The following is a 21856-nucleotide window of genomic DNA, read 5'->3' as shown; positions in this document are numbered from 1 at the left end:
CAATGCAGGCGCTTTGCGAACTGAACTACTCCCATGTTCTGAGAATTTTGCCTGATTGCGATACGGAAGATTTGAGCTATGAATTTTCGGTTGGTGTCGGTCTGTCCTATGAAATACGTATTGTGGAGTCTGCTCGCTACACCAGTACGTTAAGCATTAAGCAAACCACTAAAGACATGCCCTCATATTTAACGCCCAGCATGACGGTGCGCTTATATCACGATGCGCGTATGGCAGAGGTTATTAATAGCCAAAATACGGGAGCGCTTGAACCGTCTTACGAGTATCCGAATTTAAAAATGCGCCAGCGTAATGAAAAGCACATGGTGAATATCTTTTTAGCTGAATGGCTAAACTTCTGTTTGCAACATTCCTCAAGCGTTACCTCTGAAGCGTGATAACACTCATACAGTTAAGTGACTGCCACTTACTAAAAGACAAAGATAAGACGGGCTATGCGGGCATCGCGCCCTATGATTCACTAGCACGCGTGCTTTCTGATATCCAAAATTACATTGCTCAAGATGTTGGCAGTCAGCCAGAACAGTGCGCAAAGCACCAAGTAGTTGTGCTGGTTACTGGGGATATTAGCGGCGATAGTTCCCCTGAGAGCTATCAGCATTTTATTGCATTGATGGAGCAACATATTGAGCCAGCAAATATAGAATGGTTTGTGCTGGCAGGAAACCATGACAATAACCCGTACTTCGAAAAGTACATTGGCGGTCGGCACCTACAAAGCAATGACTCGTTAAGCTTGTGCAATTGGCAAATACACGGCATGGATACCCGCGCTACAAGTAACATGCATACGGCAGCGGGAGAAGTAAAAGAAAGCGATATACAGGCGCTAGAGCAATCGTTAAGGATGTCGCAGCAGACAAATCATCTTGTTGCGCTTCATCATCACATATTGCCTTCAAACAGTTGGATGGATAAGCACTCTTTGGTTGATGCTCAGCGGTTAGTATCGCTTACAGATGAATATCCGCAAATAAAAGCCTTACTACACGGACACGTACATTCGCCGTTGCGCCAGCAGATAGGAGTGAACAAAACGCTTTCTTACGCAAGCCCATCTACCTGTTGGCAATGGGAAATGCGTCCCGAATTCGGTGTTAGCAATGAAGCGCCAGGGTATCAGGTGATGAGCTTAATGGATGGTGGCTCGGTGGGCGTTAAGGTTGTTCGGGTTTAGCTTTCGCGCTCTTTGCTTAAGCGTGGCTGTTTTGGAAGTATTTGGCGTTAAGAACAGTTTTGAACTCTCATCGAGTCCATATTAAATATAGAAACAGAGAACACAGAATAGAGAAAAACATGCAGCACATTTTATATCTTCACGGCTTTTTAAGTTCGCCGAAATCCATTAAGGCGCAAGCCACAAAAGCGTATTTTGAGCAGCATCACGCAAACGTTACCCTACATATTCCAGAGCTGTCTAATTTCCCCAGTAAAGTAGAAGGCCAGCTAATTTCACTTATTGAGAACACTCCAGCTCTGCTTGAAAACGGGCTGAAGCTTATAGGTAGTTCAATGGGGGGCTATCTCTCTACGTTTTTGCTTGAAAAATTTGGAGGCAAAGCGGTGTTAATTAACCCTGCAGTTCGCCCCTACGAGCTGTTGCAAGGCTTTATCGGCACTCATGAAAATCCTTACAGCAAGGAAAAGTTTGAAATAGTTGAAAGCGATATAGGGGTAATTCAAGCGTTAGAGGCAGCGTCAATCAAAGAACCAAACAGTTACAAAGTGTTGCTTCAGACAGAAGATGAAACGTTGGATTACCGTTTGGCTGAAGAAAAGTACGCGCAAAGTCACCTGGTTATTGAAGAGGGTGGCGATCACAGCTTTGTAGGCTACGAAAATCACTTGCCTGCTATTGCCGAGTTTTTGCTGAAATAAGCGCATTGCCAGTCTTTACTAGCCCTGCTAACATCAAACATATTGCTGTGCGGCGCTATACTATATAGCTAACCTTAGTGCTGCGTATCTCTTTCTTTGTCGCTGGCTTAAATAACAACCATAACTATGTCAAATCAATACAATTCAGATGCTATCGAGGTTTTAAACGGCCTCGACCCCGTAAAACGCCGCCCTGGTATGTATACCGACACTACCCGCCCGAATCATTTGGGTCAGGAAGTCATCGATAACAGTGTGGATGAAGCGCTTGCTGGGCATGCCTCTAATATCAAAGTAATTTTGCATGAAGACCAATCGTTAGAAGTTATCGACGATGGTCGTGGTATGCCGGTAGATATTCACCCTGAAGAGGGAATATCAGGCGTAGAGCTTATTCTATGTAAACTTCACGCAGGTGGTAAGTTTTCAAACAAAAACTATGCCTTTTCTGGTGGTCTTCACGGGGTAGGGATCTCGGTAGTTAACGCGCTTTCAACCCGCGTAGAAGTGACTATTCGACGAGACAGTAACGTATACCAAATTGCCTTTGAAAACGGCGACAAAGTCGAAGACTTACAAGTAATCGATACCTGCGGTAAACGCAATACAGGAACCCGTGTTCACTTCTGGCCTGACCCGCAATATTTCGACTCGGCAAAATTCTCAGCCAGCCGACTTGTGCACAACTTGCGCGCTAAAGCGGTGTTAAGCCCGGGTCTGCGCATTCGTTTCGACAACAAGATTACCAAAGAAAGCCAAGAGTGGTATTACGAAGATGGCCTTAAAGACTACCTCTACCAAGCGGTAGAAGAGTTTGAAACCTTACCGTCTGACACGCCGTTTGTGGGTACATTCAGCGGCAATACAGAAGCCGCCGATTGGGCTGTAATGTGGTTGCCTGAAGGTGGAGATTTGGTAACGGAAAGCTACGTTAACCTTATTCCTACAGCGCAAGGCGGTACACACGTCAATGGGTTGCGCCAAGGCTTACTGGAGTCAATGCGCGAATTCTGCGAATTTAGAAACTTAATGCCCCGTGGTGTTAAATTATCGCCTGATGATATTTGGGACCGCTGTGCCTATATCCTGTCGACCAAGATGCAGGACCCACAGTTTGCCGGGCAGACTAAAGAACGCCTGTCTTCACGTCAGGCCAGCGCGTTTGTGTCAGGCGTGGTGAAAGACGCATTCAGCCTTTGGTTAAATCAGCATACGGAAATTGCTGAAGCGCTTGCTGAAATGTGTATCAACAATGCACAGCGCCGCCTTCGTCAAACCAAAAAGGTTGCGCGTAAAAAGGTCACTCAAGGGCCGGCACTACCAGGTAAACTGACCGACTGCTCATCACAAGATATTTCTTACTCTGAACTGTTTTTAGTAGAGGGTGACTCGGCGGGGGGCTCGGCCAAGCAAGCGCGAGACCGAGAGTTTCAGGCAATTATGCCGCTGCGCGGTAAAATCTTAAATAGCTGGGAAGTTGACTCTTCTCAGGTACTGGCATCCCAGGAGATTCACGATATTTCAGTTGCGCTGGGTATCGACCCAGACTCGACGGACCTATCTGGTTTGCGCTACGGTAAAATATGTATTCTTGCCGATGCTGACTCCGATGGGCTACACATTGCAACGTTGCTATGTGCGCTCTTTGTTCGTCACTTCAGAACCTTGGTAGAACAAGGTCATGTGTATGTCGCTATGCCGCCGCTTTTTAGAATAGATGTAGGCAAAGAGGTGTATTACGCGCTAGATGAAGGCGAGAAGCAGGGCATTCTTGACCGAATTGAAGCGGAAAAGAAACGCGGTAAAGTCAACGTACAGCGCTTTAAAGGCTTGGGTGAAATGAACCCGCTACAGCTTCGCGAAACAACCATGGACCCGAACACCCGTCGCCTTGTTCAGTTGACCATTGAAGACGCGGAAGAAATGATGGAGTTGATGGACATGCTACTTGCTAAGAAGCGTTCTGGCGACCGTAAAACATGGCTTGAAAGCAAAGGTAATATGGCCGAAGTGGCGTTGTAGATTGCAGAAACGCGCCGCTTTTGTGCTTATTTATAGAAGCTTGTATCGATAACGCTGTTCAAACAAGCGACCGCTAGACAAGCAACCTTAACGCTACACTAAACAACGTAGAAACGCCGAGAAACTATCCTGATACGGAAATTTCTCGGCGTTTTAGTTTGTGCATCTGCAATAAAATACTGCCACGCATAATTACGCTGGTGCCGTTTAGGATAAGTAGCGGCCAGCTTTGGCTTAATGGCATTGTTAGGCCAAACAATAAAGTGCTAACGTCTTTTATCAATATATTGCGAAACAGCGCAAATGACAGCGATCCCACTTTTTGTCTGCGCTGCAGTACAAACCACTGGTGCAGTGAACCTTGAAATAAGATAACGGTAACGACCAGCATTAAGGTATTTGCGCCAAGCTGTGCAAGCGTTGGGAATGGCCGAAAAGCAATGGAAAGTGTGCCACCAATAAGGGCTAGCAAGGCAATAGCGGCAACATAGCCTGAAATTGAAGTGCGCCTGTGTTGCCATATTTTCCAAATGATAATGAGCGTAAGTACGAGCGCGCCAAATCGTGTCCACACCAAGTAATGGTTGAAAGGCTCTACCGAAATGCCAAAGAGGAAAATTGAGAAAAAGGCAAAATAGCTAGAGCCAAACTGGTTAAGTGACAGACTGTGGTTAGCATCGTCACTTTCGCTAGAAACGGGCACTTGAAAGCGCGTCATGGCCTTAATTTGTGACCATAATCCTAACCATGTCAGTAAAAACAGCGCGGCACTGGCAAAGCCTAAAATGTGGTAAAGCACCCAATTTGCTCCACGTTGAAAATGTCCTAGCTCGTGAAAGCCACAGTGTACCACAGCACTGGCACTGTTCTGGCATGTTCTGACATATGGCATGAAAACAATCACCATTAACAAAGCACTGCACCAGGATCTAAAGGTGTTATCGTTTTTTCGGTATCGATGACACCCAATATATTTTCACAACCGGTATTGAACTAGCAAGGAGGTTTATTTTGGCATTGCACTCATTTTCTTCATCAACCCGCCAGTTAGCGGTAAGCGATAAAACCACAACGCTGTTATTTGATCACGACGGTACCCTTATTGACTCAGAATCCGTACATTTTGACCTGTGGAAAGACATTTTGCTGGGGTACGATGTTGAATTAAGCGAGGATTTTTATTGTGAAGTGATGGCGGGTATTCCAGTAAAGCAAAATGCTGTCGATCTCGTCGAACATTTTAATATTGATATAGCGCCGCAGCAGCTAGCAGAGCAAAAACACAAAAGCATTAGCGACTACTTAGATAAGCAAGCTTTTCCCTTAATGCCGTTTGCTAAAGAAACCATTGAACAATGTGCAAACAAAGGTTACACCATTGGCATTGTGACTGGGGGAAGTAAAAAGTCGGTGGAAAAAACCTTATCTCAGTATGGTTTAAGTGCTTATATTTCTTGTGTGGTTGCCGTGGAAGATGTCGAAAACAGCAAACCAGCACCTGATTGTTACGCGCTTGCAATGGACAAGCTAGGAAAAATACCCGGTGAATGTGTGGCAATTGAAGATACGCAAACCGGGATGACAGCGGCACTTGCTGCAAACCTAGCCTGCGTTGTGATACCCACGGAATTGTCGAAACATCATAATTTGTCTGGTGCCACAGCGCGGTATACAAGCTTGAAAGACTGGGTGGACTGCGAACTCGTTTTTTAGCGAATGCGGTGGAGGCTAATAGCCGACTTGTCGTGCCACTTGTCACTGGTGGCGCGAAAATAGATAACGTAGTATAACCAGCACGTTAGGGCGTAACTTTCTTTGTTTTACAGCAAAGAACGCCAGAGGCGCTAACTTATTTTTTATTCATTGTTATGACAGGTACAGCTGATTTCTCATGATTTTGCGTAGCGTAAAATGGCTTTTGATTACTTTTGCCATCATTGTTGTTCTGCTTGTAGTAAGCGTTGCTACGATTACGGTTATGGCTGTGCAAAAAGCGCCATTAGTCGCATCGACAGCGCCCACACAGCTAGATGGTGCTGATAGCGTTAACGAACTCCTCGGTCAGCTGCAACAGGCGTTTTCCCGCCGAGAAGAGGGGCATCAAGTTACGCTCACCGAAACCCAAGTCGAAAGCTTAGTGGGTGTGTTACAGCGTGCATTACCTGACTTTAAGGGCGTAGTGAATATCACGCCGTTGGCGGGAACCATTAACGTCACTTACGCTATCAACAATACGGGGTATTATGTAAATGCGTCAGCGCTAGTACTGCCTGGAGATAGCTTGCGTATAGAGCAAGTCCAAGTTGGCGACTTAACCATTCCGGGTCGTTTTTTACTTGGGTTTTTAGAGCGTACGGTGAACTCTTATACGCAATCAGAAATAGCCACCATTGCGTTATCGCGGGTTGAACGTGTGATCATGAGAAGCGGTGAGCTTACCCTTGATGTTGGGCGTTTAGATGAGCTGCTAAGCGAGTTAAACGTGGTGGCGTCGAACATGTCGGTAAGCGAACAGACCGAGCTTCAGCAGTTATCTGCGTACTATTTACGTTATTTGTCTGGTAGAGAAATAGCCTTATCAAATAAACCGGTATCCCTTATTGAATACTTGCGCGAAGGGATGGCGCGGGCGAGAGAGCAAAGCCAAACCCCTGAAGAAGCAGTACTGCATAATAATGCGGTAATCCTCGCTTTAGCGGTTTACGTTGGGCATCATCGTGTTGGGACTCTGGTGGGCGACATACAACCAGATTCCGAAAAAGCGCTAAAGCCTCGCAGAGGTGCTGTGCTGCACAAGCGCAACGATTTGGCTCGTCACTTTATCATTTCTGCTGCATTAGAGTTAATGGCAGAACAAGGTATGTCCCTAGCAATTGGTGAGTTTAAAGAGCTAATGGACCGGGGCAACGGTGGTTCGGGCTATAGCTTTGTAGACTTAGCGGCAGACATGTCGGGTACTGAGTTTGCAAAGGTTGCTACCCATCCAAATACTGCGATGGAAGTGCAAAATGCGATTGCGCGCATTCAAAGTGAACTTGAAATCATCCCGCCTATTGAAGGCCTGCCCGAAGGCTTAAGTAAGCAAGCGTTTACTGAGCAATATCAGCGGGTAGACAGCAAAGCGTACTTAAAAGAAGTGCAGGAAATTAATCGGAGAATTGCCTTGCTGCCGCTTTACCAAAAATAAGTGGTAAGGCGCGTGAGAGTGCGCCGAAAGTAAGAAGCCAACCTATAAAAAGCCCGCTATGAAAGCGGGCTTTGTTTTATTCATTTGCAGTTCTACACTACTTTTGGGATAGAGACTGCTGAAATTGCGCAATGGTCACCAGCGCCAACTCTATTTTTTTAACCAAAGGCGCAAGTGCCTGCTTAGCGTCATCATCATCCAGTTCCTTTAGCGACTGCCAGTCGTTCGCTATCTCTTGTACATAGGGGCCAAAGCGTTTTGCTGATGTGCTAAACCCACTGTCGTCAGCGAATACTGCTGCAAACTTACCTTTTTGATCGCGCTGTAAACTATCCAGTATTTGGTCGGCATCAACGGCTTTGCGGTGTAGCGTTTGAAGTGTTTCTTGAAGTTGTTGATGGACAGCTTGCATCTCTTGGCTCTGTTGCATAGTCACGCCTTTATTTCTAATGTGATTAGGAGTGCGTACTACCTGCACACCTAAGTTTATATGAGTTGCGTCGCAATTATTTTTTGCCACGCCAAATGTATTACGGTAAATAATGGTTAAAGTTTCGCCTTTCAAGGCCGATAACTTAACGATGTTGTAAATTACAAAGCTTGCGGTTCACTAACGAATTTGCTGATTACGTAACACTCAACACATCGTAAGGGTGGGCAATTCTGCCCATTTTTTTACTTTGCTACAAGCAACAAAGGAAAATGGTATGGATCTACAAGGTGCTAGTGCCTCTGGAACGTCCGGTGCGTCACTTGAGTTGGCCTCTCTTAAGTTGGCAAAAAGCCAGCAAGAGCAAGAGGGAAAAGCGTCGCTTCAGCTGCTGGAATCAGCCGCTGACGTACCAAAAACGTCATCTTCAAACCCCGCGTTAGGCGCCAACATTGATACCTACGCGTAAGTTACGGATGCAAATGTAAGTCGATAGGCGTTTTGCCGGGTTGACCGCCAATTTCTCTCACCAGTTTTGGCACCAAGAAGCCCGGCAGGCGCTTTATCACTTCTTTCATGATTCGACGACCTTCATCGTCGCTGACATAAAAATGACTTGCACCCTGCACTTTATCTAATACGTGCAAGTAATAGGGCAGTACACCAGCCTCAAACAGCGTTTCACTTAAGTCACTTATGGCATCGCCGGAATCGTTTACGCCTTTTAGCAATACCGACTGATTGAGCAGGATCACACCTCTCTCTCGTAATGTGTTTAATCGGGATTTTAGCGTTTCTGACATCTCATTCGCGTGGTTTGCATGCAGCACCAATACTTTCTGAAGCGGCAAGGCCGTAAACCATTCAACAAAGTCATGGCTAATTCGTTCTGGTAGCACTACCGGCAGACGGCTATGAATACGTAGGCGCTTTATATGGGGAATAGCGGCAATTTCGTTGGCTAACCACGACAAATGATCATCTTTCGCCATCAGTGGGTCGCCACCTGAAAAAATCACCTCATTAATTTTGTTATTACTGCGAAGATATTCAAGCACATCAAGCCATTGGTGCTTACTTACCGCATTGTCGGCGTAAGGAAAATGGCGACGAAAACAGTAACGGCAGTTTACTGCACAGCCGGTGCGAACCATTAACAACACGCGAGAATCGTATTTGTGCAGTATGCCTTTGCCTGCGGTGTCGTGCTCGTCTAACGGATCTTTGCTATAACCGGGTGATGTTAGGAATTCATCGCTGAGCGGCATGACCTGCAAAAACAGCGGGTCGTTGGGATTTTCTTTTTCCATAAGATCCACAAAGTGTCGTGGAACACGCATAGGAAAAAGACGACGTGCTTTGATGTGTTGTGCGTATTTTTCTTGGTCTAAACCTAAGTGTTGCAATAGCTTTGCAGGATCAGTAAAGCTACTTGCTAATTCTTTTTGCCAGTTATGCTCTACAGAAATCGGTTTTTTAGGTATTATTTGTTCCACGAAACTTTTTGTACCTTATGTTTAGACAGAGGAATTATGGCTAATTACAGCACTAACGAGTTCAAAGGCGGCCTGAAAATCATGCTGGACGGCGAACCTTGCAACATTCTAGAAAACGAATACGTAAAGCCGGGTAAGGGCCAAGCGTTTAACCGTGTAAAAATCCGCAAGCTTATTTCAGGTAAAGTTTTAGAAAAAACTTTCCGCTCAGGTGAATCAGTAGAAGGCGCTGACGTAATGGATACGGAGCTTGCCTACTTGTACACCGACGGCGAATTCTACCACTTTATGAACAACGATACATTCGAACAAATCGCTGCAGACGAAAAAGCAGTGGGTGAGAATAAAAAGTGGCTGGTAGAAAACGACGTTTGCACCATTACACTGTGGAACGGTTCACCTATCACAGTAACGCCACCAAACTTCGTTGAGCTTGAAATCACTGAAACTGATCCTGGTCTTAAAGGTGATACAGCAGGTACTGGCGGTAAGCCAGCAACGCTTAGCACGGGTGCAGTTGTTCGCGTTCCTCTATTCGTTCAAACAGGCGAAGTTATCCGTGTAGATACGCGCTCTGATCAAGGTGACACAACAAAGAGTACGGACATTTTAAACTCGCCCTTCGGGAAGGTCTGGCAAGCTTCCTAGCTTCATTCTGGGAATTTGAAAGGGAACACATTCCTGCATTCCCACGCTTCGCTATGAAGCTTGCCAGCGCCTTCTGAGTGGGCAATGATCTATGCGGATTGGTATTAAGCGCATATCGCGCATTCTGTTTATGTGTAAAGCCGGTGCCTTTGTGTACCGGTTTTTTGTTTTAGCTATTCTTTTTAGGTTTGAATACATGCAATCTTGGCAGCCTACTACCACTCATGAAGCCCGTGTTGCGCGAGCAGAATTACTCAGAACAATCCGTGAGTTTTTTTACGCAAGAAACGTGTTAGAGGTCGATACGCCTTTACTTTCAAACGGTACGGTTACCGATGAGCATTTAGATGCGTTTGATACCCAATTCAATTTTGCCTCATCCGGTAAGCCAACGACGCTGTATCTTCAAACTTCCCCTGAATATGCCATGAAGCGGTTACTGTGCGCTGACAGCGGTAGTATTTTTCAGGTGTGTAAAGCGTTTCGCCATGAAGGTGAAGGGCGCTGGCACAACCCAGAGTTCACCATGCTAGAGTGGTACCGCTTAGATTTTGACCATTTTGCGCTAATGGACGAGGTTGACGCCTTGCTGCAAGAAACCTTAAACACAGCTTCGGCTGATAAGATGACGTATCAGCAAGCTTTTCAAACCTATTTAAATATTGACCCGTTAAGTGCTGATGGCGACGTTTTGCTAAAGGCAATGGAAGAGCAGAACATAGATATTCACGCGCCGCAAAATCTAAGCTATGACAGCAAGTTACAACTGTTGTTCAGCTATGTAATCGAACCTGAAATCGGTAACGAAAAACCGTGCTTCATCTACGATTTCCCTGCTTCTCAGGCGGCGCTTGCCAAACTAAGCCCAGTTGATGAACGGGTTGCCGAACGCTTTGAGGTGTATTACCAAGGCGCTGAACTTGCTAACGGTTTTCATGAGTTAAGTGCAGCAAAAGAGCAGCGACTGCGTTTTGAAACTGATAACGAGAAACGCAGAGAACATGGCCTTCCCACTAAGCCCATTGATGAAAACTTTCTAAGTGCGCTTGACGCAGGTTTGCCACCGTGTGCGGGTGTGGCGCTGGGCATCGATCGTTTGCTTATGCTTAAAACCAACGCGAAGCATATTCAAGGAGTGATCAATTTCACAGTGAGTAGGGCTTAGTACCTTCGTGCCCAATTAGCTATGAATTGCTTAAACCTTGGGTTTCAGTAGGCGCGTCCGATTGAATTGCAAAAACATAAGATTAAGTGAGTAAAGCAGCGGTTGACAAGCAATGGGCAATGGATAAAATGTTATAACATCACTAAATAATGTTATAACATCCACAGAGGGATACCCATGAAAATGCGTTCGCTGCTAAGTTTATCCATAGCAGGGCTGTTAAGTGCGCCTGTGCATGCCACCACAGTAACGGGAAAAGTCACCGACACGGCAGGGCAACCTGTTGCAGGGGCTGAAGTAAAAATCGAAGGCAGCCGCCGTGTAGCATACACCGATGCAAATGGTATTTACCGTTTTGACGATGTAAAGCAGCCACATATTCATTTACATGTTTATTCTTCAAACTACATTCATGGTGATAACGACTTAGGCGACGTAAATACGGATCAAAATGTAGACTTCGTTTTAAAGCCTGCATCCGTCGAAAATATCGTGGTTACCGCCAATGCGCTTCAATCATCAGTACTGGAATCTGTTACGCCAGTGACCGTAATTGGTGCTGAAAAATTACGTAAAATAGAAGCGCCAACCTTAGGGGAAACCCTAAAAAACGCGCCTGGTGTGCACAGCACTTATTTTGGCCCGGTTTCAAGCAGCCCAGTTATTCGCGGTAATGATGGCCCGCGCGTAAAGATTGTTCAAAACGGTTTGGATGTATCTGATGTATCTCGAGTAGGTCCAGATCACAATGTTGCCACCACACTTTCAAGTGCAACGCAGGTGGAAGTACTTCGCGGTCCTGCAACGCTTCAATACGGTAGTGGCGCTATTGGTGGTGTGGTGAACGTGGTTGACAAACGTATTCCTCAGTATCAGATAGACGGCGTAGAAGGCGAAGCTGAAACTAGCTATAGCACAGTGAATAACGGCTCGTATACCCGTGCAGATGTAACGGGTGGCAGTGGCAATATTGCATGGCATGTCGACGGGTTTTATCGCGATACAGACAACGCGGATATTCCGGGCTTTGCGTCTATCGATCCCGATGAAGATGAACCAAACGGTGTGCTAGAAAGCAGCGCAATGGAGACGCGTAACGTCGTTGCAGGTTTATCTTACGTGGCCGAAGAAGGCTACTTCGGTTTCGCTGTGGAACAACTCGACAACAAATATGGCGTACCTGGTCATAGCCATGCTCATGGTGAGGAAGAGCATGAGGGCGAAGACCACGATCTTGAAGAACATGATCATGAAGAACACGCTGAAGAAGGCGTGTTACTTGATGTAGATATGACCCGTTATCAAGCAGCCGGTGAGTGGCACTCTCCGGTACGTGGACTTACAAACCTTAAATTTGCCGCAGCTTACACCGATTACGAACATGCTGAAATTGAAGACGGTGAACCAGGCACGGTATTCACAAACGAATCGAGCGACATTCGCTTGTCTGCCTACCACGAAGAAGTGAACGGCTGGCACGGCGTATTCGGGCTACAGTTTAATCATAGCGATTACAATGCCGTGGGCGAAGAAGCCTTTACCCCAGCTAATACCACATCAAGCTACGCACTTTATCTAATAGAACAAAAGAAAGTAGGTGATGTAACCTTTGAGCTTGGTGGCCGACTAGAGCGAACGACATTAGACGCTGATGCCAGCGAAGTGGAACTTGACGTATTGCATGATGAGCATGAAGGCGAGGAGCACGATGAGGAACATGAGGGTGAAGAACACGAAGAGCATGCCGTTGCTTTCAACTTCCCTGACTACGACTTTACCAGTCTATCGCTTTCAGCGGGCGCCAACTGGGAATACCAGGAGGGTTACTCGGTTGCCGTTACGTTGTCACGCAGTGAGCGTGCGCCTAGTCAGCAAGAACTTTTCTCTGCTGGCCAGCATTTAGCAACACAAAGCTATGAAGTGGGTCTAGTTTTCGACATGGACGAGGAAGGTCATATTGAGGAAACGCTTAAAGGTGTTAAAGAAGAAGTAAGTACAAACTTAGACATTACTTTCCGTAAATTTACCGGCAGCTGGGGCTATAGTGCGTCTTTCTTCTACAATCAGGCAGATGACTATGTCTTCCAAACAAGCACAGGCTTAATTGCGCTCAGCGAACACGAAGAGCATGGACATGATGAACACGGCGATGAAGAAGGCTTGCCAATTTATTATTTCCAACAGGCTGACGCTGACATCTGGGGCTTCGAAGCAGAAACTTACGTTGATTTATCAGACACGCTACGCTTAACCGTATTTGGTGACTATATCCGCGCAGAAATTGAAGACGACAACCTTCCGCGCACGCCGCCTATGCGCTTTGGTAGTGAATTAAGCTACGTGAACGATGGTTTAAGTGCTGACGTGGGCTTTACGTGGTACGACGACCAAAATGAAGTTGCGTCATTTGAGACTGCAACCGACGGTTACACCTTGGTTAACGCAAGCGTGCAATATGAATTTGGCACACAGGGCATTGACTGGGTAGTGTTTGCGCGCGGTGAAAACCTAACTGACGAGGAAGCCCGTGTTCATACATCTTTCTTAAAAGACCAAGCACCGCTTCCAGGTAGAAACTTTACTATGGGTGTGAGAGCGTTGTTTTAATTAAACAACTCCACTGCGGTATACAAGGCGATGTATTGGGGCTCTCAGTACATCGCCTTTTTTTATACTAGGGGAAAGTGGTCAGTACGATTTTTTCCAGTTGAATAAACTGCAAAGATAAACATGCTTAAGATGGTAAACGTCGAGCGGTTGTGAAGTAGAGGTGAAAATGAATGACATAGCGAATTGGTTAAGTACGCAAACCGAAAAACACATGGTGTTAGGTTATGGAAGCTTACTTAGCAAAGACAGCCGAGAGCGCTACTCCAACATTTTTACACCAGGGATCTCTGTGACGGTTTCAGGCTTCGAAAGGGCATGGGTGACGCGTAGTCTTCATGAAAAACAGACTTACGTTGGCGCCGTGGCCAATGCGCATTGCAAATTAAACGCCCAGCTTATCCCAACACAAATTAACCCTGCCTTACAGGAGAGAGAAAAAGACTATCGGTTTGTCGAAGTAAGCGCTAAAGCACTCAACTTTCATCAACACAAGGGTTCTGCGTCTCTAGACGATGTGCTTGCACAATTTACCTTTTGGATTTGCGAAACACTCGACTGTACACAGGCAAATGACGCCTATCCCGTACATCAAACGTACGTAGATACATGCTTGAGTGGATGCTTAGAGCACGGTGGTATAGAGGAAGCCGAGCGATTTATCGTCCATACATCGTTGTGGGAGCACCCAAGAGTAAACGACAGAGCGAACCCAAAGTACCCCCGCGCGGCAGTGGTCAACCCAGACCACTTTGAGCACATAGACAGGCTTCTATCAAAGAGATAGTGTTTGCCTTAGGTCTTACTTCTAGTTATACGTTCAAATGTAGAGGTACAAAAGCGAGTACTACATGCGCGTCATAAAAACTTTGCTAAAAGGATTAGTGTGAACACAAACACCGCTATTTTTACAAACGATAAAATAACGCTACGGCCGCTTACTTTTGATGATAAACACTGGGTACTTGCGCTGCAGCAGGACCCGCTATGGCTTAGATACATTGGAAGTAAAAATGTCCATACAGTAGACGATGCGTGTGACTACATTGGCAAAACAAATGCGCAGCGCGAAGAGTGGGGATATGGCCTGCTGGCTGTCGAATTAACCGAAACCAAACAACCGTTAGGGGTTTGTGGTCTCTTCAATCGCTTTGCATTTGAATGTCCAGATTTAGGCTTTGCCATGCTGCCTGAAGCAAGAGGCAAGGGTATATGTTATGAGGCATGTCAGTGTGTTATAGCGTGGTCTGCCTCTGAGGGCTATCGTTTTTTAACAGCCATGACGCACCCAGAAAATATGGCGTCGCAGAAGCTTTTACAGCGCTTAGGATTTAACAAGCAGGGCTTTTACTTCGACAAAACGTTCCCAAAACAGCATTTGTTCAGGTTGGAATTACAGCCATAAAGCATTGCTCTTTATGGCTGTTTGTTTCTGTTAATCGCTATAAGGGCGGTAACACGGTCATCTTTTTAATAATAATCGGCTCAATGGGTACGTTATTCGCGTTAAGGCGAATCGAATATTCAGTTTCTACTTCCGACATGGCATCAACAATATCTTCGCCTTCAACAATTACGCCAAAAACCGCGTAGCCCCAGTCTCTTCCGGGGTTTAAGCTGCTGTTGTCATTCACGTTGAAGAAAAATTGTCGGTTTGCGGTATGCGGGTCACCTTGTCTTGCCATTGCAATAGTGTGCAGGTCGTTAGTCAAACCGTTACCAGACTCATTGAAGATATCTGGAAAGTTCGACTTGCCGTTGAAGTCTGCCGTATAACCACCACCTTGCACAACAAAACCAGGCACGATGCGGTGAAAAATGGTGTCTTCGTAGGCGCGCTTATCAACATAACGAAGAAAGTTATTTACGGTAATTGGCGCACGTCTTCTGTCCAGTTCAACCACAATATCGCCCATGGTGGTTTCTATTTTCACCCGAGGGTAATAGTTATCTGGCTGAACCTGAGACCCATCGTCTTTCTTGGCCATAACGGGTGAACTGCTGCCTATTAGCATGATAGCGGTCAGCAGTGATAAAAGTATTTTCTTCATAAAAATGCCTTTAAATGTTTTCCTTAATTCGCGCATGTTTTTTGATCGCTTATCGTTTTGCAGTGCCTAAGATAACGAACTTTTTGTCACTCGCAAGTACCTTAGCGGCACCAAACAACTTTTTAAGTTTAATGTGATAGTCGAGGTGCCGGTTACCAACCACCACTAAGTGACCGCTTTTAATAAGTACGTCCCGGGAATCAGTGAACATTTGCCATGCAATATGGTCAGTGATTGCGTTTTGTTGATGAAACGGTGGGTTACACAGAATTTTGGTAACAGCAGGTTTATTCTCTCTATTGATTAATGTTTCAAGGCAATTACTTGCAACAAACTCACATTGATCAATTTTATCCGGGAAGTTGTTGAGCACATTGAGTCTGGCACTTTCTAATGCCATATAGGACTCATCCACAAATATTACTTTGGCATCAGGGGCAAGAGAAAGGGCATTAACCCCCAGTACTCCGTTGCCGCAGCCTAAATCTACCACCACATCATTAGCGCTCACCGTCATATGTTCAAGCATAATGCGAGCGCCTATATCTAATGACTGTCGGGAAAACGTATTCGCCAGATTGTCTATAGTTAACGCCGTTCCCATCGTACTTTTACACTGCCAGCGCGTCGGATAGGGCGAGTCAGATAGTTTTATTGACTCACGAGGCGAAGCGAACACAAGCCGCGATTTCTTCTTGGCAAGGGACGTGGTGGTGGGGCCAATATATCGTTCAAATAGGTTGAGTACGGATTTTGTGATGGTCTTCACTTTACCGGTTGCGATAACACGCGTGTCAGGTGTTATATATTTTTGTAAATCAATAAGCTGCTGTTCAAGAAGTGCAAGGGCGCGGGGGACCTTCAGCACAACAAGACTCGGCGCCTTTTCTGGCTTAAACGTTAAGCTTTGCACGCTAGTCAAGGTTTTCAGCGGCGCGGTTAGCAGGCCGTTTTTATTGCTCGTTTCTGCATTACCCAGTAAATGATTGGCTTTTAAATTCTCAGAGAGTGATCGCAAAGATATGTAGGAGTCAGATACCCAGTAAGGTGCTAAGTGCGAAAACCAACAACCTAACGCGCCGAAATCGTCGTTAAAAATCATCATTGAGCCATCATTGTCACCACTGCCAATTGAAAGCGACGCTTCACTTAATAAGTTCTCAATGTGCTCAATAACGAGTTCATCAGCGCTATCCCATGCTTGAAGGCTTATGTGCTGGTGCTTTTCAGGGTAGCGAATAAGCGAAAATTGTCGGTCGGCAAAAATAAATTCTGTATTCATTGGAGTCTGTTTTCAGAGATGGCTCAAAGCACTCACATACTTTTGGGAATGCCTATTTGGTTTATGTACGCGCTGCCTATCTTATCATATCAGCCACGCGGCTCTAACCAATAACGTGTCATTCTTATGCCGTGCAATGTTGATGGTGACAATGTAATGGTGAAAGAATCACTTTTATAGCTCGCAGAAAAATCCACATTAGCAATGCATGCGTAATTAAGGTGTAATTAGGGGAACTTCAAAGGTGTGTTTAAGCACTTTTGAGATCAAGTGCCCATAGCCAAAATTAAAAATCACCGGAAATATCATAGTTACGCATGCAGTTTTCTCTTTTCGAGACCCCAGAAAATAATAGCTCATCTCATAAGCTCCCGCTGTCAGAGGGCGATGTCACTTATTTTCCTCACGCGCTATCAAAAAATGATGCAGATACTTTTTTTGAGTTACTGAAGGCCGAGTTACCCTGGCGTCAGGACTCGATCAGATTGTTTGGCAAGCCGGTAAAAATTCCCCGCCTTCAGAGCTGGCACGGCGATGACGATTGCACCTATACCTATTCGAATTTAACCATGTCGCCAAATCCGTGGACGAACAGCCTTTTAAGCATTAAGGATTGTTGTGAAGCGTTATGTGCTGCAACCCAAAATACAAAGTTCAACAGTGTGTTAGCGAATTGGTATCGTGACGGACAAGATAGCATGAGCTTTCATTCAGATGATGAGCCTGAGTTGGGTATAAACCCGGTTATTGCATCCGTCACCTTAGGTGAAGCAAGGCCCTTTGTTTTTAAGCACAAAGAAACAAAGGAAAAGTATACACAGGTGCTTGAGCACGGCAGTGTATTAATTATGGCAGGAACAACACAAAGTCATTATGCGCACGGTATTGCGAAGACGGCTAAGCCTATCGGTGGTAGAATTAATCTTACATTCCGACATCTTATTCACAGAACAAGGTAAGCCAAATGCAAGTAAAAGCGTTTCTGGAAACTACGATTGAAGCTGCACTTAACCCGAGTTTTCTCGAGGTTGTAGATGAGAGTTTTATGCACAATGTTCCAGAAGGGGCTCAGAGTCATTTCAAAGTAACGGTAGTGAGTGATGCTTTTGAGGGTAAGCGCTTAATAGCGAGACACAGAGAAATTAACGGTCTTGCGGCTGAAGCGCTGCAGGGGCCTGTTCATGCGTTGGCACTTCACACGTATACGCCGACAGAGTGGGAAGCTCGAGGTGGGCAATCTATGGTATCGCCAAACTGCCTAGGTGGTAGCAAGCACGACCAATAACGCTCTTTTTGTACTAAATGGAAGTAGATTTATGACAAGCAGTGAAACGAAAAACAGCGGCGCGCTAGCCTCTTACTTAGACATCATTAAAACACCCTCTATTCAGGTGTTACTACTTGGCACCGGTTTTTTGCTTATGATGTTGTTTGTCTACATGGGCGTGCTGACTACGTTTGACGATGCGTTATTCAATGTAATTAGTGAAGCAGGCAATGTATCGGGTTGGAAAGAAGACGCGCTTCGCGATATCACCGCGTTAGGCAGTAATACGGCACTTATCTTTGTCACGATTTCAGTTGCCGGAGCCTTGGCGATGGCCGGTGAAAAGAAAAAGGCACTGACTTTTTTGATTGCTGTTGCCGTGGGGATCGCAACGACTTTCTTACTCAAAGCTGGCATCGACAGGCCTCGTCCTCCGCTGCCCATGCAGGATGTAAGTGTGTATACACAAAGCTTCCCCTCTGCACATGCTACCTTATCTACGCTTGTTTATTTCTATATCGCCTATTTGTTAACGTACTTCACGCAAAACGCTTCAGTAAAAGTGTGGATCTACATGGCAGCCACCTTTCTTGTATTTTGTATTGGCTTAAGCCGCATTTTATTGGGCGTGCATTGGCCTAGCGACATTATTGCAGGGTGGTTTGCTGGTGGCAGTATGGCTGCCTTTTGCTTTTATATCATCAAGTGGAAACGCAAACTGCGTATAAAAGGCGAAGGTTAAACGTGCAAGATCTCAAACGGCTAGGCGAGATTATTAAGCGGGATCCTTTTCGCATGCGTTGCCTTCGCGCTTTGAGAGCGCTCGATTTACCGCAAGGGTACATTGGTGCTGGATTTGTTCGAAATGCCATTTGGGATGAGTTACACGCAAGAGCGACACCAACTCCGCTTAACGATATTGATGTGATTTACTTTAGTGGTGAAATTAATCCGCCGCTAAGTGTTGCGAGTGCCGATAATACATTGGAATCAGTACCTCAACCGCAAGCTTACTCACCAAATTCTGCAGCTGCTAAACCAGGGCTGAAAGCACAAGAACAAGCCATAGAACGCGAGCTAGCGCGTATGGTTCCTCAAGCTAATTGGCAAGTTAAAAACCAAGCGCGTATGCACGTAGCTCACGAGCACGCTCCCTATCAAAATTGCCACGACGCTATTTCTTATTGGATAGAACGAGAAACCTGTGTTGCGGTTCGTCTTTTAGCCAATGATGATTTAGACATACTCGCGCCATTTGGCTTGGAAGCAAACTTCGCCGGCACCATAAGTATTAACCCAAAATATCCAAGGCCCGAAGTTTTTAAACAGCGACTAGCTACTAAGAATTGGCTTACTGTTTGGCCTTTGTTGACTTTAGTTTCTCCTTAAGAGCTAGAACGCGCTTAATTAAACTAGAAGTGACTCAATTGAGAGTAGCTACCTTTGAGCAGTAGTCTTTGTTGTAATATTTACTATCTTAGCGGCAATAGCCGCTATGGTCGTATTTTCGCTCATAGCTTGTTTTTGCAGTCGACGATACGCGTTATTTTCGCTTAATCCGAATTGCTCCATTACTACCAGTTTTGCTCGCCCAATCAGTTTTTGTTCCTGTATTGCACGCTTGGCCTCTTCGAGCTCCCGACCCATATTTTCTATGTGTTGGGCCTGTGAACGCAGTAAATCATAAAAAGAGCGGTGAGCAGATAAAGTCTTCGTTTGCTCGTTAAGTGATAGCGTTTTGATTTCGTCTTCTTTGGTGTCTTCCGCGAGTCCAGGCATACTTGGATCGAACAATAAGGTGAGCGGTGAGCCATCAGTAGCGTGTTCATCATTGAAGCGCGTAAGCAACTGCTGATGATTGGCCATCTCATTTTTTGCATTGGCGACTTTACTGTTAGCTTGCTGAGTAAGGGCCTCAGTGAGCGCCACTTCGATAGTCTGCATTGCATCCATTCGACGTGTTGCTACATCAAACCAAACTTCCGATATTTCTCCGGCAATCGGACTGCCGTCACCAAGCTGTGCAATCATATTTCTAAGCTGTGTAATATCGATTGCAGCAGGGCTTTTGTTCAACGCGTCTAATGCATCTTTATGCGGCTTACAGCTAAACTCACAGAATATACTGAAGTGATGTTCTTGGGCATGCTGAAGCGCGGCCAGCTTTTCACAAAGGCGAACATCGAAATGAGTTTCTGCGAAACCAATAGCGCCCCACGCCCGCTCCTGCCCAGCGTATTCTTTTGCCTGCATAAAATTGAACAGTGCAACCAATAAGCGAGTGATTGTTGGGTCGCTTGCAATATCTGCCGCTTCAAAAATAACCGTAAGCAAACTGGCAACTAGACGACTATATGCTCGTGTAGATTCCAGTGGTGTCAGCAGCTGCTTGCTTACTTGTTCTCTCAGTCTGGGCAGGTAGTCCGTCGCCTGCATAGCAAGTGTAATGCTGCTCAACAACCGCGGGTTACCCGTGGTGATCTCATCTGTCAGGTAGAGAGATTTCAAGTGGCTTTTCAACATTGACTCCGCTTGCTCGCTAGCACTGACGTACTGCATTCGCTCAGCGGCATAACGCTCGCCTTTTGAAGCAAGAAAGATATTGCTGGCCCCACGCTCTTTTTGCAGTTCATGAATAAGTTCTCGAACGGCAATTACAATTCGACAATTACTAGATAGTTGCTCAAGCACGGTTATTTCGGCGTGCTTGGCCGCTAGCAAAAAGCGCTTAGTGGCGTCGCTACAAAGCGCAATGGTCTGTTCTGGTTCATGAAGCATGTAAAGGCCTGCTAATCTTCGGTACACACGTTTCGAATTTTCTATTGATGAGTGCATCTATTGGCGAAACGTTTTTTGAAACTCTTTGCTCTTAGTCCCCTGCACTCAGCAGAGCAATACGTGTACCAAGCAACACTTATGCCCTGTTTATTAGAATTAATGAAGATAAGCGTTAGAGTGAACAAAAACGCCCGGAGTGCTGACATTTAGCGGCATGTGGTTCGGCTGGAATTTTAACTTAAGGTGACTTTATAAGGGGGACGGGAAGGTTAGCGGCATTAAGAGGGAAGTTGAGAGGGAAGAAGCTGCGCCAAAATGGTGCAGCCTCGCAAACTATGTGGTTTTGCTTTCCGGATTAGTTTCTGACTACGCGAAGAAACCAACCTACAAACAGTGAAATTAAGAAACCGAAGAAGGCAATCATTGTGGTGATAGTTAACATTTGCCCAGAAAAGTCAGCATTCTCGCCAGTGTGCTCGCTAACCAGCATTCCTGATGCTTTAAATATAAACAATGCCGCTACAGAAAATAGTAAAATAACGGCGGTCGACATGATAGTGGCTTTCCAATAAGCCTTCGGCGACATCCAATGAATAGCGCCTGCTACTAGCACGCACAAAATAGTCAGAATATAAGGTACCACTTTAACTCCTCGTTGAATAAGACTTGTGCCTTATTGCGACGTCTTACCGTAGCCCCGTATTAGAAATCGAAGCGCATTGAACGACGCGGTTAATAAAAACCATTATACGATGCCATGTACGATGCAATTTGTCAGCATTCGCTATTAAATTAAGCCCTGAGACCGTACATGAAAAATTGACAAGCTCACAGCATTAGGAAAGGGGCAAAGAGCCCTGCGCTTATCACGTAAGCGCCAAGTAGTTCGGACTGGAGCCTGTTGATCTTTGCTGCACATCAACGTTCAACGATGGAATGGTCTCCCCCCTCAAACGGCATCGCAATGTGCCAAACTTGGAATTAAACAATCAAGTTAACAAGGTGAGGAGACCAAAATGAATAT

The 21856-nt window shown here is 45.6% G+C and carries 23 protein-coding genes; 16 read left to right on the top strand and 7 right to left on the bottom strand.

What is annotated here, in order from left to right:
* Positions 1-2 precede the first annotated feature (2 nt).
* The 4 genes from MHM99_RS02270 to parE all read left to right on the top strand — a co-directional run bounded on the left by MHM99_RS02270 (position 3) and on the right by parE (position 3921).
* Positions 3-398: a DUF1249 domain-containing protein gene (locus MHM99_RS02270; RefSeq protein WP_197047988.1), complete on the top strand. Its 396-nt coding sequence runs from the start codon at positions 3-5 to the stop codon at positions 396-398.
* Positions 395-1198 carry a metallophosphoesterase gene (locus MHM99_RS02265; RefSeq protein ID WP_239217982.1) on the top strand — a complete coding sequence of 268 codons (804 nt, stop codon included), beginning with the start codon at positions 395-397 and terminating at the stop codon, positions 1196-1198. The genes MHM99_RS02270 and MHM99_RS02265 overlap by 4 nt, the downstream gene beginning before the upstream one ends.
* 119 nt (positions 1199-1317) lie before the next feature.
* Complete coding sequence (locus MHM99_RS02260) at positions 1318-1899, top strand: YqiA/YcfP family alpha/beta fold hydrolase (protein ID WP_168477079.1); 582 nt, start codon at positions 1318-1320, stop codon at positions 1897-1899.
* 126 nt (positions 1900-2025) lie between these two features.
* Complete coding sequence (gene parE / locus MHM99_RS02255; RefSeq protein WP_014975634.1) at positions 2026-3921, top strand: DNA topoisomerase IV subunit B; 1896 nt, start codon at positions 2026-2028, stop codon at positions 3919-3921.
* A gap of 124 nt (positions 3922-4045) precedes the next feature.
* Here parE and MHM99_RS02250 read toward each other — a convergent pair whose 3' ends face one another.
* Positions 4046-4720 (bottom strand): hypothetical protein, encoded by a 675-nt coding sequence (locus MHM99_RS02250; RefSeq protein WP_239218091.1) that lies wholly within the window; start codon positions 4718-4720, stop codon positions 4046-4048.
* A gap of 212 nt (positions 4721-4932) precedes the next feature.
* Here MHM99_RS02250 and MHM99_RS02245 point away from each other — a divergent pair, with 212 nt between their 5' ends.
* Positions 4933-5634, top strand: a complete 702-nt coding sequence (locus MHM99_RS02245; RefSeq protein ID WP_061439484.1) for an HAD family phosphatase — start codon at positions 4933-4935, stop codon at positions 5632-5634.
* A 178-nt stretch (positions 5635-5812) separates the two neighbouring features.
* Complete coding sequence (locus MHM99_RS02240) at positions 5813-7108, top strand: hypothetical protein (RefSeq protein WP_239217980.1); 1296 nt, start codon at positions 5813-5815, stop codon at positions 7106-7108.
* Between the two features lie 97 nt (positions 7109-7205).
* Here the strand turns inward: MHM99_RS02240 and MHM99_RS02235 are convergent, their stop codons facing one another.
* The gene (locus MHM99_RS02235) at positions 7206-7538 is read right to left on the bottom strand and encodes a hypothetical protein (RefSeq protein WP_187447272.1); all 333 of its coding nucleotides are present in this window, start codon (positions 7536-7538) and stop codon (positions 7206-7208) included.
* Positions 7539-7815: 277 nt separating this feature from the next.
* Between MHM99_RS02235 and MHM99_RS02230 the strand changes: the two genes are divergently transcribed.
* Positions 7816-8007: a hypothetical protein gene (locus MHM99_RS02230; protein ID WP_014978283.1), complete on the top strand. Its 192-nt coding sequence runs from the start codon at positions 7816-7818 to the stop codon at positions 8005-8007.
* A 1-nt stretch (position 8008) separates the two neighbouring features.
* Here the strand turns inward: MHM99_RS02230 and epmB are convergent, their stop codons facing one another.
* On the bottom strand, positions 8009-9034 hold the full coding sequence (gene epmB / locus MHM99_RS02225) for an EF-P beta-lysylation protein EpmB (protein ID WP_187447271.1): 1026 nt from the start codon (positions 9032-9034) through the stop codon (positions 8009-8011).
* 36 nt (positions 9035-9070) lie between these two features.
* Between epmB and efp the strand changes: the two genes are divergently transcribed.
* The 5 genes from efp (at position 9071) to MHM99_RS02200 (ending at position 14859) form a co-directional block, all read left to right on the top strand.
* Entirely contained in the window at positions 9071-9682 is a 612-nt protein-coding gene (gene efp, locus MHM99_RS02220) for an elongation factor P (RefSeq protein ID WP_239217979.1), read from the top strand.
* A gap of 196 nt (positions 9683-9878) precedes the next feature.
* Positions 9879-10847 carry an elongation factor P--(R)-beta-lysine ligase gene (gene epmA / locus MHM99_RS02215; RefSeq protein ID WP_187446220.1) on the top strand — a complete coding sequence of 323 codons (969 nt, stop codon included), beginning with the start codon at positions 9879-9881 and terminating at the stop codon, positions 10845-10847.
* A gap of 177 nt (positions 10848-11024) precedes the next feature.
* A complete protein-coding gene (locus tag MHM99_RS02210; RefSeq protein ID WP_239217977.1) occupies positions 11025-13454 on the top strand; it encodes a TonB-dependent receptor in 2430 nt (809 codons plus the stop codon).
* Positions 13455-13623: 169 nt separating this feature from the next.
* Positions 13624-14241 carry a hypothetical protein gene (locus tag MHM99_RS02205; RefSeq protein WP_061439494.1) on the top strand — a complete coding sequence of 206 codons (618 nt, stop codon included), beginning with the start codon at positions 13624-13626 and terminating at the stop codon, positions 14239-14241.
* A gap of 99 nt (positions 14242-14340) precedes the next feature.
* Positions 14341-14859 carry a GNAT family N-acetyltransferase gene (locus tag MHM99_RS02200; RefSeq protein ID WP_061439496.1) on the top strand — a complete coding sequence of 173 codons (519 nt, stop codon included), beginning with the start codon at positions 14341-14343 and terminating at the stop codon, positions 14857-14859.
* A 37-nt stretch (positions 14860-14896) separates the two neighbouring features.
* On the opposite strand, the gene MHM99_RS02195 is transcribed toward MHM99_RS02200, so the two are convergent.
* On the bottom strand, positions 14897-15505 hold the full coding sequence (locus MHM99_RS02195; RefSeq protein ID WP_014975652.1) for a peptidylprolyl isomerase: 609 nt from the start codon (positions 15503-15505) through the stop codon (positions 14897-14899).
* 49 nt (positions 15506-15554) lie between these two features.
* A complete protein-coding gene (locus MHM99_RS02190; protein ID WP_239217976.1) occupies positions 15555-16787 on the bottom strand; it encodes a methyltransferase in 1233 nt (410 codons plus the stop codon).
* Between the two features lie 317 nt (positions 16788-17104).
* Between MHM99_RS02190 and MHM99_RS02185 the strand changes: the two genes are divergently transcribed.
* Genes MHM99_RS02185 through MHM99_RS02170 form a run of 4 tightly spaced genes read left to right on the top strand, consistent with a single transcriptional unit; the run spans position 17105 to position 19443 of the window.
* Positions 17105-17746, top strand: coding sequence for an alpha-ketoglutarate-dependent dioxygenase AlkB (locus MHM99_RS02185; RefSeq protein ID WP_239217974.1), 642 nt, complete (start codon positions 17105-17107; stop codon positions 17744-17746).
* A 5-nt stretch (positions 17747-17751) separates the two neighbouring features.
* The gene (locus tag MHM99_RS02180) at positions 17752-18072 is read left to right on the top strand and encodes a BolA/IbaG family iron-sulfur metabolism protein (RefSeq protein ID WP_014948226.1); all 321 of its coding nucleotides are present in this window, start codon (positions 17752-17754) and stop codon (positions 18070-18072) included.
* A 31-nt stretch (positions 18073-18103) separates the two neighbouring features.
* Entirely contained in the window at positions 18104-18796 is a 693-nt protein-coding gene (locus MHM99_RS02175) for a phosphatase PAP2 family protein (RefSeq protein WP_014948227.1), read from the top strand.
* A gap of 2 nt (positions 18797-18798) precedes the next feature.
* Entirely contained in the window at positions 18799-19443 is a 645-nt protein-coding gene (locus tag MHM99_RS02170) for a nucleotidyltransferase family protein (protein WP_239217973.1), read from the top strand.
* Positions 19444-19491: 48 nt separating this feature from the next.
* Here the strand turns inward: MHM99_RS02170 and MHM99_RS02165 are convergent, their stop codons facing one another.
* Together MHM99_RS02165 and MHM99_RS02160 are read right to left on the bottom strand one after the other, a co-directional pair.
* Positions 19492-20832, bottom strand: a complete 1341-nt coding sequence (locus MHM99_RS02165; protein ID WP_049589111.1) for a nitrate regulatory protein — start codon at positions 20830-20832, stop codon at positions 19492-19494.
* Between the two features lie 355 nt (positions 20833-21187).
* A complete protein-coding gene (locus MHM99_RS02160; protein ID WP_014948232.1) occupies positions 21188-21475 on the bottom strand; it encodes a hypothetical protein in 288 nt (95 codons plus the stop codon).
* Positions 21476-21856: the final 381 nt, after the last annotated feature.

It is taken from the genome of Alteromonas sp. MmMcT2-2, from assembly GCF_022348305.1.
In the GTDB taxonomy this organism is placed as follows: Bacteria; Pseudomonadota; Gammaproteobacteria; order Enterobacterales; family Alteromonadaceae; genus Alteromonas; species Alteromonas macleodii.
Note: the sequence above shows the minus strand (reverse complement) of the source record. Positions and strands in the feature narration are given on the sequence as shown.